Source organism: Lactobacillus sp. W8172, from assembly GCF_016102055.1.
GTDB lineage: Bacteria > Bacillota > Bacilli > Lactobacillales > Lactobacillaceae > Lactobacillus > Lactobacillus apis_A.
The window spans coordinates 116,206-130,856 of the sequence record NZ_JACFPG010000004.1 but is presented as its reverse complement, the minus strand read 5'-3'; the positions used below and the strand labels follow the sequence as shown (position 1 = coordinate 130,856).

Sequence of the window (14,651 nt, the reverse complement as noted above, 5' to 3'; positions counted from 1 at the left end):
GCGTGAATGTAGAACAATGTTAAATACTTTTTGGGAATTACTTCTCTCAGCATCCTCACAAGGATTGCTTTGGTCACTAATGGCCATTGGCGTATACTTAACTTTTCGGATTCTTGACTTGGCCGATATGACCGCAGAAGGCAGTTTTCCCTTGGGCGGAGCAATCGCCACAATGTGTCTAGTTAAAGGTGTTAATCCTTTTATAGCTACACTAGCAGCTTTTGGCGGTGGCTTAATTGCAGGACTAGTGACAGGAGTTTTAAATACTAAATTACGAATTCCGTCGTTATTGGCCGGAATCATCACAATGACTGGTTTGTACTCGATTACTTCAAGAGTCATGCAAAATGCCGCTAATGTTTCTCTCTTAGGTAAAGAAACAATTTTCTCAATCGCGCAAAAATGGGGCTTATCCAGAAATAATGCAGTTATCGTTATGGGATTAATCATTGCCCTACTAGTAATAGCTTTACTTGTAATTTTCTTCAGAACTGAAATTGGTTTAGCAATGCGTGCAACTGGTGATAATCCACAAATGAGTGCCGCAAATGGTATCAAAACTGAACAAATGAAGATTTTAGGTTACATGATTTCTAACGGTTGTATTGCTCTTTCCGGTGCGTTACTTGCCCAAAATAATGGTTTTGCAGACTTAAACTCTGGTGTAGGTACCCTAGTTATCGGTTTAGCTTCAATCATTATCGCAGAAGTTCTTGTACGCAACTTGCCAATCTGGGGACGTTTACTAACTTTAGTCTTGGGTGCAATTATTTACCGCTTGATTTTAGCGCTAGTTTTCCAGATGAACGTTGAACCTGCAGATGCCAAATTGGCTTCTGCCTTAGTTCTAGTTGTTTGTCTTGTATTACCTAATTTCCATTTACCGCGTAATCTAAAGGGAGGAAAAAATCATGCCAGAAGTACTAAAGATTAAAAATTTACACCAAACTTTTGAAAGTGGCACCGTTAATGAAAACAGAGTGCTGCGCGGCGTTAATTTAGATTTAGAGGCTGGTGATTTTGTTACCATTATCGGTAGTAATGGTGCTGGTAAATCCACTTTACTAAACAGTATTGCTGGAACCATTCCGGTGCAAGAAGGACAAATCATTTTAAACGGAACTGATATTACCAAATTGCCTGTTACCAAGCGTGCTAAAAATATAAGCCGAGTTTTTCAAGACCCTAAAATGGGAACAGCAGTAAGATTGACTGTAGAAGAAAACTTAGCCTTGGCAATGAAACGTGGACAAAGACGTGGCTTTCGTCCGGGAGTTAAAAAGCAAGATCGCAAGTTCTTCAAAAAACAACTCGCTCAGTTAGGACTTAACCTTGAAAACCGTTTGGATACAGAAATTGGTTTATTATCAGGTGGTCAACGTCAAGCAATTACATTATTAATGGCCACATTGCAACGACCAGATTTAATTTTACTTGATGAGCACACTGCTGCTCTTGATCCCAAGACCTCAATCACAGTAATGGAATTAACCGAAAAGCTAATTAATGACCAAAAGCTAACTGCTTTCATGGTTACACACAACATGGAAGACGCTATTCGCTACGGTAATCGACTAATTATGTTGCATCAAGGAAAAGTTGCAGTTAACTTAGCAGGTGAAGAAAAGCAAAGCTTAACAGTGCCTAAGTTAATGGAATTATTCCAAAAGCAAGTTGGTGCTGAAGTTGAAGACGATGCTATGTTACTAGTATAAAAATTCTAAAATAAAAGCTCTGGAATAATACTTTCAGAGCTTTTATTTTTGTTTCAAATCAAAAAAATGATTGCAATCATCTTTCTCCCCCGCAATATTTTTTGTCTTCTAATAACCAAAATATCAATTACATACTAAAAAAAGTTTCACTCACAATAGCAAGTGAAACTTTTTTAATATAAGTACTTCTTTACAGCTTCTTTAGGATCCATCCCCGCACGAATTTTCAATTCTAACTCAATCGCTACATCAGCAATGATTGATTGAGGATCAATCACTTTATAAGGATGATTAGGAGCTTTTTCTTGGGCTAAGGAAAGTTCAGTACAGCCTAACAAAATAACATTACAGCCGTATTCATCATGCATCTTACGCAAAATACTATGATATAATTCTGCATCCACTATACCCTTTTGCTTGATATTAGTATAAATCAGTTCAGTAACCATCGGCTGAATCTCAGGCCCACCTAGTTCTGCCTGACGGCCAACTGCCGTAATTTCATCAACATATAAATGGTCATAAATTGATCCCTCAGTCGCAATTACACCAATTTTCTGTTCATTAGGATATTCTTCAACAAATCGGTGCACTGCAATCCGCATCATATGCAAAAAAGGAACATCAGTTAGACTAGCAAGGTCATCATAAAAATAGTGTGCTGTATTACATGGCATGATAAAGAAATCTGGACCTAATTGCGCCTGTTGTAAAACATCCTCACGCAGATTAATGAAAAAGTTTGTTTTAGAATGGTCTTTAATATAAGCTGTTCGATCAGGTACTTGGGCGTCATTAACCAAAACATAATTTAAATAGTCTTGGTCTTTAGTGATTTTAATTCGGTGGTTAAGCTGCCTTGCAAGACTTTCTGTCGCAATCGTCCCCATACCACCGAGAATTGTAAAAAAGTTTCTCATATTGCGCTTTTCTCACTATTTAAAGTGCTCGTTCTGTCCTTCCAGCTCATTAATCATTTGCTGGGCTACATTGATATCAGAAGGGTAAGGTGTATTAACTCCGCGAACCTTTTGGAAGCCATCTTCACCCTTACCACAGATTAGAACGACGTCACCATTTTTTGACATACTAATTGCATCATAAATTGCTTTTTGTCGATCTAATTCGATTGTGACATCAACTTTAGAGTGGTCAATTCCCGCGTCAATTTCCTGGCAGATCTCCATTGGATCTTCAAAGCCTGGATCATCAGTTGTCAAAAAGGCCTTGTCAGCATATGCATTCAAGCTCTTACTAAAACCCGGACGTCGGGAAATCCCCTTATCACCAGGTGCACCGACTACCACTATGATTTTTGGATTATCAAATTCGCGTTGCATGAAGCCCATTAAAGCCATCATTGATGCTTCATTATGAGCATAGTCAACAACTACCACACCATGATCCTTAGTAACTTCAGTTTGCATTCTTCCGGGAACAGATACTTGACTTATACCTTTGGCAGCAGGATCATGTTCCATACCTGCCAAGCCTGCACCAATAACTGCTGCAGTTCCGTTGGACTCGTTAAAATCACCAAGCATCTTCAACTGATAATCACCAGCTATCTTAAGCTGCTTTGCCTTGTCACTAACACAAAGAACTTGGAACTTCGTACGAGCCATATCAAGTTCTTCCGTAGAAAAGCGGAAGTCAATTGTTTGCTTTAAGCTCGGATTGGTGAACTTTTCATCCGCAAATAAGTAAATACTATCGGGATCTGTTGTCGTTGTAGCTGCTGCGTAGACTTCATCAAAGTGGGCTGTTTGCGCATTGATAATACACTTGCGCGCATTAACCAACAGCTGTAACTTACAATGCAGATAATCCGCAAAGTTTGGGTGTTCATTTGGTCCAATATGATCAGGCGAAATGTTCAAAAAGAAGCCTAAATCATAAGTTAAGCCAAAGACACGGTTACGCTTATAAGCCTGACTAGAAACTTCCATTACCAAATGAGTCATTCCGTTATCAACTGCTTCACGCATATCACGGAACAAATCAAGCGACTCCGGTGTAGTTAAACTCGACTTAAAAGTATCTTCTGGCTTTTGACCAACGACATTGTTAACAGAAGAAATTAATGCAGTACGTCCACCATTAACTTGATCTAGCATCCCCTTTAAAAAGTAAGAGGTTGTTGTCTTGCCCTTAGTTCCAGTAATTGCAATTACATACAAATCATCTTGTGGAAAACGGAAAAATGCCGCAGATAGCAATGCCATTGCCTTTGAAACATCGCGAACAATCAGTGCGTGCATCCCTTTACCTTCTGGGTAGGGCTGTTCAGCCACATAACAATTAGCACCATTATCTTTTGCCATTGATAAATAAGTTGGTCTAAAACCGGCACCTTTACAGAAAAACAAGGTGTTGGTTTTAATATCACGTGAATCGTATGACACATATTCCATTTTGGTCATAACAGTATCTTGAACTGCGCTCGATTTAAGTAAGTGATGTTCTTTTAATATTAAAATACAGGTATTTAAAGAAATACTCATGCTATACCCCTCTATTTGTTATCTAGTCAAAATTATAACACAGCTAGGCTAGAGATTTTGTGTTCTTTGGGTCTAATGGCAAACAAATGATAAAACGTGTCCACTTATCGTCGGATTCACAGCGAATCTTGCCATGGTGCAAGTCGACTATGCTCTTGGTAATAGCTAAGCCAAGTCCAGTTCCTCCAGTTTGAGTATTCCGCGAGCCTTCCATACGATAAAAACGCTCAAAGATTTTCTTTAAAGAGTCCTTTGGAATGCGCTCACCGTTATTTTCTACTCGCAATTCAACCTCATTATTATTAACTAAATTGGCAATCAAGTTTATTTGGGTAGCACCGGTACCATATTTCAAGGCATTAGTAATCAAATTATTATACACACGCACTAATTTTTCTGGGTCAGCTTGAATCGTCAAGTCTTTGGGTCTTGTTTCAATGTTAAAAACAACCCCTTTTTCATCTGCTTCAAATTCAAAACCAGCCGCTACCTGTTCAAGCATTGAAAAAATATGCAGGGAAGTCAGGTTTAAACTAGTATTAGTAGATTTTAGCGTTGTATATTCAAGCAAATCATGTGCAAGTGACTTCATTTGTTCTGCTTTAGAATACGCAATGTTAAGGTAGCGTTGCTGTTCTTCAGGATCGTCTACACCAGATTTAAGCAAGCCGAGATAACCGATAATTGATGTTAATGGCGTCCTAATATCATGTGAGACGTTGCTAATTAATTCATCTTTTGATTGCTCAATTGCCCTTTCTTCATTAATTGCATTTACAGTACTGTCAACTAAAGAATTGATTGAATCAATCACCTTCTGTAAATCGGTTTTTACTTTAAACGAAATAGTATGGTCAAAGTGACCTTGAGCAATATAGTGCAGCTCTGAAATAACATGGCGCAACTGCATTTGATGATAACGTCTAATTAAACGCCAATATAAGACAATCAAATCGCCGACGCCCATCATGACTAAAAACGTATTTTGCCAGGACCATAGGTGTCGGCCTCCAGCAAACGTAATTGTTTTTTTCAAAAAATAAATACCGTTTACTAAGTTCTTATTTTGCAAAATCGTCAAATTAATCAAAATAACAATGGATAAATTGAGCAACAAGAGTAGCACAATTGTAATCACGCCTTCAGCAAACAGTTCACTTTTTTCCGTAGCTGTTAACTTGACATGTTCTTTATTCATTTTTATTTAGGCCTCAACCTTATAACCTACACCCCAGACAGTCTGGATAACGTCTTCGCCGCCAGTAGCTTTCTGGATTTTGTCACGCAAATGCGAAACGTGGACCATTACAGTCTTGGCCGAGACAATAGATTCCTGTTGCCATACTCGTTCGAAAATTTCGTCAGCAGAAAAAACACGATTTGGGTGACTAGCAAGTAAATACAAAATGCCAAATTCCAATGCTGTTAACTGAATATCTTTGCCATCAATTGTTTTTACTTCGTGTGAATCACGGTTAATAACTAGCGGCCCGATTTCCAAAACATCTGGTTCATCATCCTTAACTTGCTTTTGACTCCGACGTAAAAGTGAACGTACCCGAGCCATTACTTCAAGCGGATTAAATGGCTTTGAAACGTAGTCATCAGCACCAGTAATTAGGCCTTGAATTTTATCCATGTCGCCGGTTTTAGCTGACACAATAATAATTGGAATATCAGAGTCCTTTCGAACTTCTTTAATTACATCAATTCCGCTCATACTTGGCATCATTACGTCCAAAATCATTAACGAAATATCAGGTGTAGTAGTTAATTTAGTGATAGCTTCTTTACCACTATATGCTATAACCGGAGTATAACCTTCATTCTTTAGATAAATACTCAATAATTCAACAATTTCTTTATCGTCATCGACTACCAAAATTTTCATAGGGCTTTGTCCCTTCTTTTCATTTATTAATTATTGCGAATAATCTCTACCACTTATAGTGTAGCAGACTCTATAATTCATATTTTAGCTAATTTTGTTACAATCACCTAGCATTCACACATAACTTATCTTTTTGTTAAAAAAGCTGGGCACTTGGCCCAACTTTTAGCTAAAATCATTTATTCCATTCAAGTATTTAATTACCCATTGCCGGTCAAGAAAGCCAATAAATTTACCATCATGATCCTGAACCGCAACTTTTTCGGCATTACATAAAAGGCTGAGCACTTTAGCCAACTTTTCATCAACGCTGATTGTTGGAAGCTGCTCGCTTTCTTGTCCATGATCTTCAGCCAGTCGATTGAAGAAGATTGCTTGCCTTACAGGCGTTTCGTAGATATCCTTACCCAAGCTGCCACGGAAAAAGTCTTGGACGAATTGATTAGCCGGATGACGCAAGATTTCATTGGGCTCACCCACTTGGAGCAGCTCACCATCTTTCATGATTCCAATTCGATCTGCTATTTTAAGTGCCTCGCTCATATCATGGGTGACAAACACAATTGTGTTATGTAGATTTTCATGTAGGTCGATAACTAAGTCTTGTAAATTAGTTCGAGATAATGGATCAAGCGCACTAAACGGTTCGTCCATTAAAACAATTGGCGGCTGAGAAGCAATCGCACGTAAAATGCCTATTCGTTGTTGCTCTCCACCAGATAATTCACTAGGATAGCGAGAAGAATAGCTTTTAGGATCGAGTCCTACTTCGGTTAACAATTGTTCAGTTTTCTTTTCCTGCTTCTTATCCTTGGGCCGACATTCGCCCTTAATTTCTGGAATTAGCGAGATGTTTTGAGCAACGGTCATATTCGGAAATAATGCAATTTGTTGTAAAACATAACCAATATTCCAACGCAATTTCTGTAAATCATATGAAGTAGTTGGTTGCTCATTTACCAGTACTTGTCCGGTCGTAGGGTCTTCCAATCGGTTAATCATCTTAATTGTTGTTGTTTTACCACTACCTGAGTTTCCAACTAAGACGAACAATTCACCCTGCTTAATTTCCAGATTAAGGTCATTAATTACTAACTTATCGGCAAAAGATTTTTTTACATGCTCAAATTTTATTGCTGCCGTCATCTTAATTCTCCTTAATCAAATGATGCTTGACCAAATATTGGTGCGCAACTTTGCCAGGATCAACGTTTTTTACATTAACTTCGTAGTTCATTTCCTGCATTTCTTTTTCAGTAATCTTACCGGCAAGCTTGTTTAGGCTTTGAACAATCTTGGGATGGTTATTGGCAAAATCCAAGCTCATTAAAGGCGCACCCTGATAAATAGGAAAATTATGTTTATCATCCCGCAGAATACTCAAATGATATTGCCGTAGCTCACTGTCAGTGGAATAAGCATCGACAATATTGACCTTATTTTGTTGAATTGCTTGGTAACGTAGTGCTGGTTCCATTGATTTAACCGGAAAGTCAAGATCATAGCGCTTTTTAATTCCTTTAAAACCATCACTACGATCAATGAATTCCATCGTCATTCCACCTTTTAATTGGAACTGAATTGGTGCCAAATCGCTGATTTTATGCAGATGATATTTGTTCATAAATGAGGTTTTTACTGCTAACGCATAAGTATTGTCGTACGCCATTGGCTTTAACAAAGCTAACTTGTCTTGCTGCTTCATTAATTGCCGAGCTTTTTGATAAGTTTGCTGTTCGTCAAGCCCGGAAGTTGAAATTGGCTTTTTAGCAAAAGTCTCTAAGATTGTCCCGGTAAATTCTGGATAAATATCAATTTTATTATTTTTAAGTGCACTATATAAAAAAGTAGTCTTACCAAAATTCGGCTTCAAAACAACTTTAACGTGTGCATCGCCATCTTCAATTAATTCCTTATACATATTAATCAATATTTCTGGCTCTGAACCAAGTTTACCTGCAATAGTAATTGTTTCCGTGTGATTCTCCACAGCCTGATAAATACCTGAGCCTGCTAGGAAAAACAGACAAACTGCAAAAACGCCTAAAGCCTTTTTCACAGATGCATGCTCAAGCCATTTAATTAGTGCGCTCAAGCAAATTGCCAGTGCACCTGAACAAACCGCGCCAATAATAATCAAAGCAGTGTTATTACGATCTATTCCCAGCAAAATAAAACTACCTAGACCACCCGCACCAATTAATGCAGCCATTGTCGCCGTTCCAACAATTAACACCAGTGCAGTTCGAATACCAGAAATAATTGTTGGTAAAGCTAGCGGTATCTCAACCTTGCATAACTTCTGCATCCTTGACATGCCGAAGGCATTTGCAGCTTCTTCTAATGCCGGATCAATTCCAGTTAGGCCGATATAAGTGTTTTGAAAAATTGGCAGTAATGCGTAGACAACAAGAGCAATCACTGCTGGAATAGTGCCAATTCCAACAAGTGGAATTAATAATCCTAAAAGGGCTAGCGAAGGAATCGTTTGTAAAATACTAGTCACCTGTAAGAGAAATTCCGCTGCTTTTTTGTGTTTCGTTGCCCAAAAAGCAAGCGGCATGGCAATTACCATCGCCAACAATAGCGAAACAAGCGAAATTTGTAAGTGCTGTAAGAGTGCTACCCACAAATCGCCCCTACGTTCGCTCAGAATTTGAAGTATTTGGTTCATCACTAATTTCCTTTTATTTACCTACATCCACGCTAATTGCTGAATATAGTATTTTTAACCTATCATTATAATTTTATCTTTGTATAATGGTAACACAAACAAGTGTTCTAAGCCAAACATCTGCTTTGCGGTATTTCCTTTATTTGAGCGCTTTTTATGAGCACACAAAAAATCCCAACCTCTTCTAATAAGAGATTAGGATTTCTTAATTTAAGACTATTCGATTTCCTTTTTACCAGTATATAACTCGTAGTAATAGCCTTTTTCTTTCAATAGTTCTTGATGATTACCAGCTTCAATAATGTGACCATGGTCGAGAACCAGAATCAAGTCAGAGTTAACAATTGTCGATAACCGGTGTGCAATTACAAAACTAGTTCGTCCAGCCAAAAGGTTATCCATTCCGGCTTGAACAAGTTTCTCAGTTTGAGTATCAATGCTTGAAGTTGCTTCATCCAGAATCATTACTGGCTCATCAGCAATCATTGCTCGTGCAATACTTAGTAACTGCATTTGACCTTGAGAAAGATCTCCACCATTACCATCAATTACAGTCTTATAGCCTTCATCTAGATTATGGATGAATTCATCAGCATGCGATAAATGCGCTGCTTGGTAAACATCATCATCACTTGCTTCCATATTACCAAATCTGATGTTATCCATTACAGTTCCGGTAAACAGGTGAGTTTCCTGCAAAACAATTGATAGTGAATGACGCAAGTCATCCTTCTTGATTCTGCTAATTGGAATGCCATCGTAGGTAATTGTTCCTGAATTAATCTCATAAAACCGATTAATCATATTGGAAATAGTTGTTTTACCCGCTCCGGTTTCACCAACAAGTGCAACTTTCATTCCTGGTTTTGCATCAAGAGAAATATTATACAAAATTTGTTTATTTGGTGAGTAGCCAAAGTTAACATTGTCAAATACAATGTGACCTTTGACAGTTACTTGCTTAACAGATCCATCTTTTTGAGGAACATTCCAGTGCCATGCACCCTTAACGTCGCGGTCCTTAGTGATAGTTACATCACCATCATCAGTTTCAACCGGTTCATCTTCCAAATCAAAAATTCGTTTAGCACCAGCCAAAGCCATTACGATTGAGTTTAATTGTTGCGAAATTTGTGCAATTGGCATTGAGAACTGTTTTGCTAGCTGCAAGAAGGCACCAATCACACCCAATGAAATTGGTGCGAGGTGGTTAAGTGAAACGGCACCACCAATAACTGCAATTAAAACATAAAGTAAGTTACCCATGTTACCCATAATGGGGAACAAGACAGTAGCGTATGTATTTGCCTTACCAGCTGCATTTTCTAGGGCATGATTGTAAGTTTCAAACTCCTCTTCAACTTCTGGCTCATGACTGAAGACCTTGATAACTTTCAGTCCATTAAGCATTTCTTCGTTATAGCCGTTAACTTGCCCAAGTTCTTTTTGTTGCAATTGGAAGTAGTGCGATGAACGAGAAGTTAGGAAACGCACAATTCCCAGTGAGAGCACAAACATTACTAAAGTAAAAATTGTTAACTGCCAGCTTAAAGTAAACATTGCCACTAACGCGAAGACAATGTTTAAAGTTGAGTTCATAAATTGCGGAATTGACTGGGAAATCATTTGCATTAATGTATCAATATCGTTTGTATAACGACTCATGATATCGCCATAGTCATTTTCATCAAAATATAAAATTGGCAGTTTTTCCATGTGCTCAAACATTTCATTACGTACCCGATACTGAACTTTTTGAGCTAAAACTGCCATTAAAACGGCAAACAGGTAACTAGAAATAAAACCAATTGCATAAAAACCAAACATTACCACAATTGCTTGCCAAAGTGGACCAAAATTTGGATGTGCTTGTTTAGTTAGAGGGATGATATAAACATTAATTAACCGCTCAATAAATAGTGATCCAATTATGTTAGCCCCTGCCGACAAAATAATGGCGATGATAGATGTAATAAGCATCCAAGGACTAGTATTTGCGATTAACTTCAATAATCTAAATAAGGTAGTAGTTCGCTGCCCCTTCATTTCTGCATTTTTATTTGTCACTGCTTTATCCAAATTCATCACCTACTTCTTTTGTTCTTCTTGGAATTTAGCAATTGAGCTATACAGATCGTTACGTTTCATCAACTCATCATGGTTACCAATATCTTGAATGTTTCCATCATCCATTACGATAATTCGATCTGCATCCTTAATTGAAACAATTCGTTGGGAAATGATAATTTTAGTCGTATCAGGCATTTCTTGTGCTAAAGATTCACGAATTTCACGTTCCGTTTGCGTATCAACAGCCGAAGTCGAGTCGTCCAAAATTAAAATTTTCGGTTTCTTCAAAAGTGCTCTGGCAATAGTAATTCTTTGTTTTTGTCCACCAGAAACGTTGTTACCGCCTTGTTCAACCATTGTGTTGTATTTATCAGGCATTTCTTGAATAAAGTCATCTGCATGAGCAATCTTTGAAGCAGCTAAAATTTGGTCGTCAGTTGCATTCTCATTTCCCCATTTCAGATTGTCCTTAATTGTGCCAGAGAATAACACGTTATTTTGCAAAACAACCGCAACATTGTCACGTAAAGTCTTTAAGTTATAGGATTTAACGTTGTGTCCAGAAACGCGAACTGCACCCGAGTCCGTATCATATAAACGCGGAATCATTGAAACTAAAGTTGATTTTGATGAACCAGTTTTACCAATGATACCCAACGTTTCTCCAGGTTTGATTTTTAAATTTATATCGCATAAAGCGAAATTTTTGTCATCTGGATTATACTTAAAGTTAACGTGATCAAAGATGACTTCACCATTAGTCACTTCTTTTAATGGCTTAAGTGGATTTTCAATGGATGGCTTTTCATTAATTACTTCGGCAATTCTTCGACCACTAGCAGCTGAAACGACAAGCTGAGTAATGATCATTGCTAAAATATTCAGACTGTTTAAAACGGAGTTTGAATATGAGAACATTGAAATCAATTGACCAGCTTGTAGAGTACCACCAACGATTTCCTTTGCACCAAACCAGCAAATTGCTAAGTTTGAAATATTTAAAACAGCTATCACAACCATTGAGTTAAGTGACATGATTTTTTGTGCTGTTGAAAATAGCTTGTAAATAAAGCCAGACGACTTCTTAAACTTAGTCGTTTGCTCATCTTCTTGAACATATGTCTTAACTTCACGAATACCACGGATGTTTTCACGAACCACCTGGTTCATCTGATCGTAGCCTCTAAAAATTTTAGGGAAATATGGATTAGCGCTTTTAATAATGAGCGCCATGATAATCACAAAAACAGGAGCAATAATGACAAAGATTAATGACAATCTAGGACTGATAATTATAGACATAATGATTGAAACAATCAACATCATTGGTGCTCTAACAGCAATTCTGATCAGCATTTGATATGCCATTTGAATGTTGTTAACGTCTGTCGTCATTCTAGTTACAAGACTGGAACTGGAAAATTTATCAATGTTTTCAAACGAAAAATCTTGAACATGGTAAAACATATCTTTTCGCAGATTAGCAGCAAACCCTGCTGCAGCGTGAGCAGAGAAATAGCTCGCACATGCACCTAAAACAAGTGACACAATTGTGATCACGAACAACAGTAAACCTGTTTTCATGATATATGACATATTCCCCTTCATGATTCCATTATCAATTAAAATACCAACTAGATATGGTATCAGCATTTCAATGATAACCTCACAAATAACAAAAAGTGGGGACAGCAAAGATTGCTTCTTATACTGCCTAATTGATTTACGCAGTGTATTAATCATTAAGTACCTCTTTCTATCCACGGGAAAATAGCTATTTCTCGAAGTGCAAATTTTAATTTAAAAGGATAAATAGACTTAAAAAGCTATTTATCCTTCTTAAAATATATAGTCATTAATTATAGGCCTTTTTTTTATAAAAAGCACCTATTTGTTTGTTGTCGCCGGATTAAAAACTGAACCAATTATTTGGAAGTGTCGACGGAATACCCAACGGATTCCGTATGCCGCAGCTGCAATAATAATGTTAGCTACTCCAGACAAAACAGGATTAATAATTCTTAATGCTGGAATTGCCAATACCCAGAAGCAGGCAAACAGAATCACCAGCATCAGAATAAAGCCCCAAATCAATTTTGACCAAGGAATTTTTCTGTTCTTTCCAGCTGAAGGCAAAACCCATTCATTATATTTGGTCATGAAGACGCCCATTACACCACCTACAAGAACCAGCGACAAAATTCCCATTTGCGAATTATTCTTTGAGTTTGGCGTAAAGAGTGCAATAACACCAAAAATACCAACAAATAATGCAATATATAAGAGTGCACTATCTACTGCATATTGCCAAAATGGGATATCAGCTGCAGTCTTTTTCTTTGGCTTTAACATATCAGCTGCCTTGAGCTTTGGTGCCATGCCATAAAAAGTAGAAGCTGGCTGGCCATGACGTTGAGCAACAACTAGGTCAGCCAATAAATCATCAACACGTTTATCTGCATCTTCAGCACTCATTTTGCCTTGGGTTTCAAGTTCTTTTTGCAAACGATAAATATAATCCGAGTTTTTATTACTCAATTGCTTACGCAGTTGCTCCGGATTCATTTCCTTCACTTCGTCGTCTTTATTTTGACTCTCAACTTTTTCTTTCAGCTTTTCTTGCTTATTCGTATCTATTTTTACTTCTTCTTCAGTTTTCTTTTCAGCCATTATCTCTTCCTAAACATTAAATCTAAATTCAATAATGTCGCCGTCTTGGACTTCGTAGTCTTTTCCTTCAAGGCGCAGCTTACCAGCTTCTTTAACTTTTTGCATTGTTTCATATTTGTCTAAGTCAGCAAATGAGACAACTTCAGCGCGGATAAAGCCGCGTTCAAAATCTGAGTGAATTACACCAGCAACTTGTGGAGCTTTCATGCCTTCATGGAAAGTCCAAGCACGTGTTTCTGATCCACCAGCTGTGAAGAAAGTTCTAAGTCCTAAGATGTGATATGCTGCTCTGATTAAGCGGTCCAGTCCTGACTCACTGACACCTTCAGCCTCTAAAAATTCAGCTTTTTCATCATCATCAAGTCCGGCTATTTCTTCTTCAGTAGCAGCCGAAATTCCTAAGCACTCAGCATTTTCGCTTTCTGCATGCTTTTTAACGATTTGGAAGTATTGGTCACTTTCGGGATCAGCCATAGAATCTTCAGCAACATTGGCAACATAGATAACTGGCTTAGCTGTCAATAAGAACAAGCCTTTAACAATTTTTTGCTCCTCTTCGTTGAAGTTAATTGAGCGTACAGCCTTGCCTTCTTCTAAAACTGGCTTGATTTTTTCCAAAACAGCAAGTTCAACTTTAGCTTCCTTATCTTTTTGTTGTGCAAGCTTCTTTACCTTGTCAATTCTACGGTTAACTGCATCCAAATCGGAAATTGCCAATTCCAAGTTAATGGTATTGATATCCTCTTCTGGATCCACCTTACCAGTTACAGAGGTAATGTTGTCATCTTCAAAGGCACGTACCACATGAACAATCGCATCTGTTTGACGAATATTCTCTAAGAACTTGTTACCAAGCCCTTCACCTTTTGACGCACCCTTAACCAAGCCTGCAATATCAGTAAATTCAAAAGTCGTGTGAACAATTTTTTTCGCAGGTACTAATTCCTGAATTCGTGCCAAACGCTTATCAGGTACTTCGACCATCCCTACATTTGGTTCAATCGTGGCGAATGGGTAGTTAGCCATTTCGGCCCCCGCCTTAGTAATTGCGTTAAATAAGGTTGACTTCCCAACGTTTGGCAATCCAACAATACCAGCAGTTAATGACATCTTTATCCTCTTCTTTT

The 14,651-nt window shown here is 37.8% G+C and carries 12 protein-coding genes; 2 read left to right on the top strand and 10 right to left on the bottom strand.

Annotation, left to right across the window (positions count from 1 at the left end; genetic code table 11):
• The first annotated feature begins 16 nt into the window (after positions 1–16).
• Both H3R21_RS06375 and H3R21_RS06370 read left to right on the top strand, forming a co-directional pair.
• Positions 17–934, top strand: coding sequence for an ABC transporter permease (locus H3R21_RS06375; RefSeq protein WP_109715083.1), 918 nt, complete (start codon positions 17–19; stop codon positions 932–934).
• On the top strand, positions 912–1,715 hold the full coding sequence (locus H3R21_RS06370; protein ID WP_109715082.1) for an ABC transporter ATP-binding protein: 804 nt from the start codon (positions 912–914) through the stop codon (positions 1,713–1,715). The genes H3R21_RS06375 and H3R21_RS06370 overlap by 23 nt, the downstream gene beginning before the upstream one ends.
• Before the next feature lie 173 nt (positions 1,716–1,888).
• On the opposite strand, the gene H3R21_RS06365 is transcribed toward H3R21_RS06370, so the two are convergent.
• The 10 genes from H3R21_RS06365 to ychF form a co-directional block, all read right to left on the bottom strand.
• On the bottom strand, positions 1,889–2,635 hold the full coding sequence (locus H3R21_RS06365) for an aspartate/glutamate racemase family protein (protein ID WP_198183867.1): 747 nt from the start codon (positions 2,633–2,635) through the stop codon (positions 1,889–1,891).
• Positions 2,636–2,650: 15 nt separating this feature from the next.
• The gene (locus H3R21_RS06360; RefSeq protein ID WP_122034203.1) at positions 2,651–4,219 is read right to left on the bottom strand and encodes a UDP-N-acetylmuramoyl-L-alanyl-D-glutamate--2,6-diaminopimelate ligase; all 1,569 of its coding nucleotides are present in this window, start codon (positions 4,217–4,219) and stop codon (positions 2,651–2,653) included.
• A 43-nt stretch (positions 4,220–4,262) separates the two neighbouring features.
• A complete protein-coding gene (locus H3R21_RS06355; protein ID WP_198183865.1) occupies positions 4,263–5,417 on the bottom strand; it encodes a cell wall metabolism sensor histidine kinase WalK in 1,155 nt (384 codons plus the stop codon).
• Between the two features lie 6 nt (positions 5,418–5,423).
• Positions 5,424–6,110, bottom strand: a complete 687-nt coding sequence (locus H3R21_RS06350) for a response regulator transcription factor (protein WP_046305986.1) — start codon at positions 6,108–6,110, stop codon at positions 5,424–5,426.
• Positions 6,111–6,275: 165 nt separating this feature from the next.
• Entirely contained in the window at positions 6,276–7,256 is a 981-nt protein-coding gene (locus H3R21_RS06345) for an ABC transporter ATP-binding protein (protein ID WP_198183863.1), read from the bottom strand.
• A 1-nt stretch (position 7,257) separates the two neighbouring features.
• Positions 7,258–8,784 carry an ABC transporter permease/substrate-binding protein gene (locus H3R21_RS06340; RefSeq protein WP_198183933.1) on the bottom strand — a complete coding sequence of 509 codons (1,527 nt, stop codon included), beginning with the start codon at positions 8,782–8,784 and terminating at the stop codon, positions 7,258–7,260.
• Positions 8,785–9,000: 216 nt separating this feature from the next.
• Positions 9,001–10,869 (bottom strand): ABC transporter ATP-binding protein, encoded by a 1,869-nt coding sequence (locus H3R21_RS06335; protein WP_198183861.1) that lies wholly within the window; start codon positions 10,867–10,869, stop codon positions 9,001–9,003.
• 3 nt (positions 10,870–10,872) lie between these two features.
• Positions 10,873–12,597, bottom strand: a complete 1,725-nt coding sequence (locus tag H3R21_RS06330; protein ID WP_198183859.1) for an ABC transporter ATP-binding protein — start codon at positions 12,595–12,597, stop codon at positions 10,873–10,875.
• A gap of 144 nt (positions 12,598–12,741) precedes the next feature.
• Entirely contained in the window at positions 12,742–13,524 is a 783-nt protein-coding gene (locus tag H3R21_RS06325) for a DUF1129 family protein (protein ID WP_046305979.1), read from the bottom strand.
• A gap of 9 nt (positions 13,525–13,533) precedes the next feature.
• Positions 13,534–14,634 carry a redox-regulated ATPase YchF gene (gene ychF / locus H3R21_RS06320; protein WP_198183857.1) on the bottom strand — a complete coding sequence of 367 codons (1,101 nt, stop codon included), beginning with the start codon at positions 14,632–14,634 and terminating at the stop codon, positions 13,534–13,536.
• Positions 14,635–14,651 lie beyond the last annotated feature (17 nt).

Bases quoted from the DNA above. Each gene is read 5' to 3' on its own strand.
- H3R21_RS06375 (WP_109715083.1), top strand. From the start codon at position 17: ATGTTAAATACTTTTTGGGAATTACTTCTCTCAGCATCCTCACAAGGA.
- H3R21_RS06370 (WP_109715082.1), top strand. From the start codon at position 912: ATGCCAGAAGTACTAAAGATTAAAAATTTACACCAAACTTTTGAAAGT.
- H3R21_RS06365 (WP_198183867.1), bottom strand. From the start codon at position 2,635: ATGAGAAACTTTTTTACAATTCTCGGTGGTATGGGGACGATTGCGACA.
- H3R21_RS06360 (WP_122034203.1), bottom strand. From the start codon at position 4,219: ATGAGTATTTCTTTAAATACCTGTATTTTAATATTAAAAGAACATCAC.
- H3R21_RS06355 (WP_198183865.1), bottom strand. From the start codon at position 5,417: ATGAATAAAGAACATGTCAAGTTAACAGCTACGGAAAAAAGTGAACTG.
- H3R21_RS06350 (WP_046305986.1), bottom strand. From the start codon at position 6,110: ATGAAAATTTTGGTAGTCGATGACGATAAAGAAATTGTTGAATTATTG.
- H3R21_RS06345 (WP_198183863.1), bottom strand. From the start codon at position 7,256: ATGACGGCAGCAATAAAATTTGAGCATGTAAAAAAATCTTTTGCCGAT.
- H3R21_RS06340 (WP_198183933.1), bottom strand. From the start codon at position 8,784: ATGAACCAAATACTTCAAATTCTGAGCGAACGTAGGGGCGATTTGTGG.
- H3R21_RS06335 (WP_198183861.1), bottom strand. From the start codon at position 10,869: ATGAATTTGGATAAAGCAGTGACAAATAAAAATGCAGAAATGAAGGGG.
- H3R21_RS06330 (WP_198183859.1), bottom strand. From the start codon at position 12,597: ATGATTAATACACTGCGTAAATCAATTAGGCAGTATAAGAAGCAATCT.
- H3R21_RS06325 (WP_046305979.1), bottom strand. From the start codon at position 13,524: ATGGCTGAAAAGAAAACTGAAGAAGAAGTAAAAATAGATACGAATAAG.
- ychF (WP_198183857.1), bottom strand. From the start codon at position 14,634: ATGTCATTAACTGCTGGTATTGTTGGATTGCCAAACGTTGGGAAGTCA.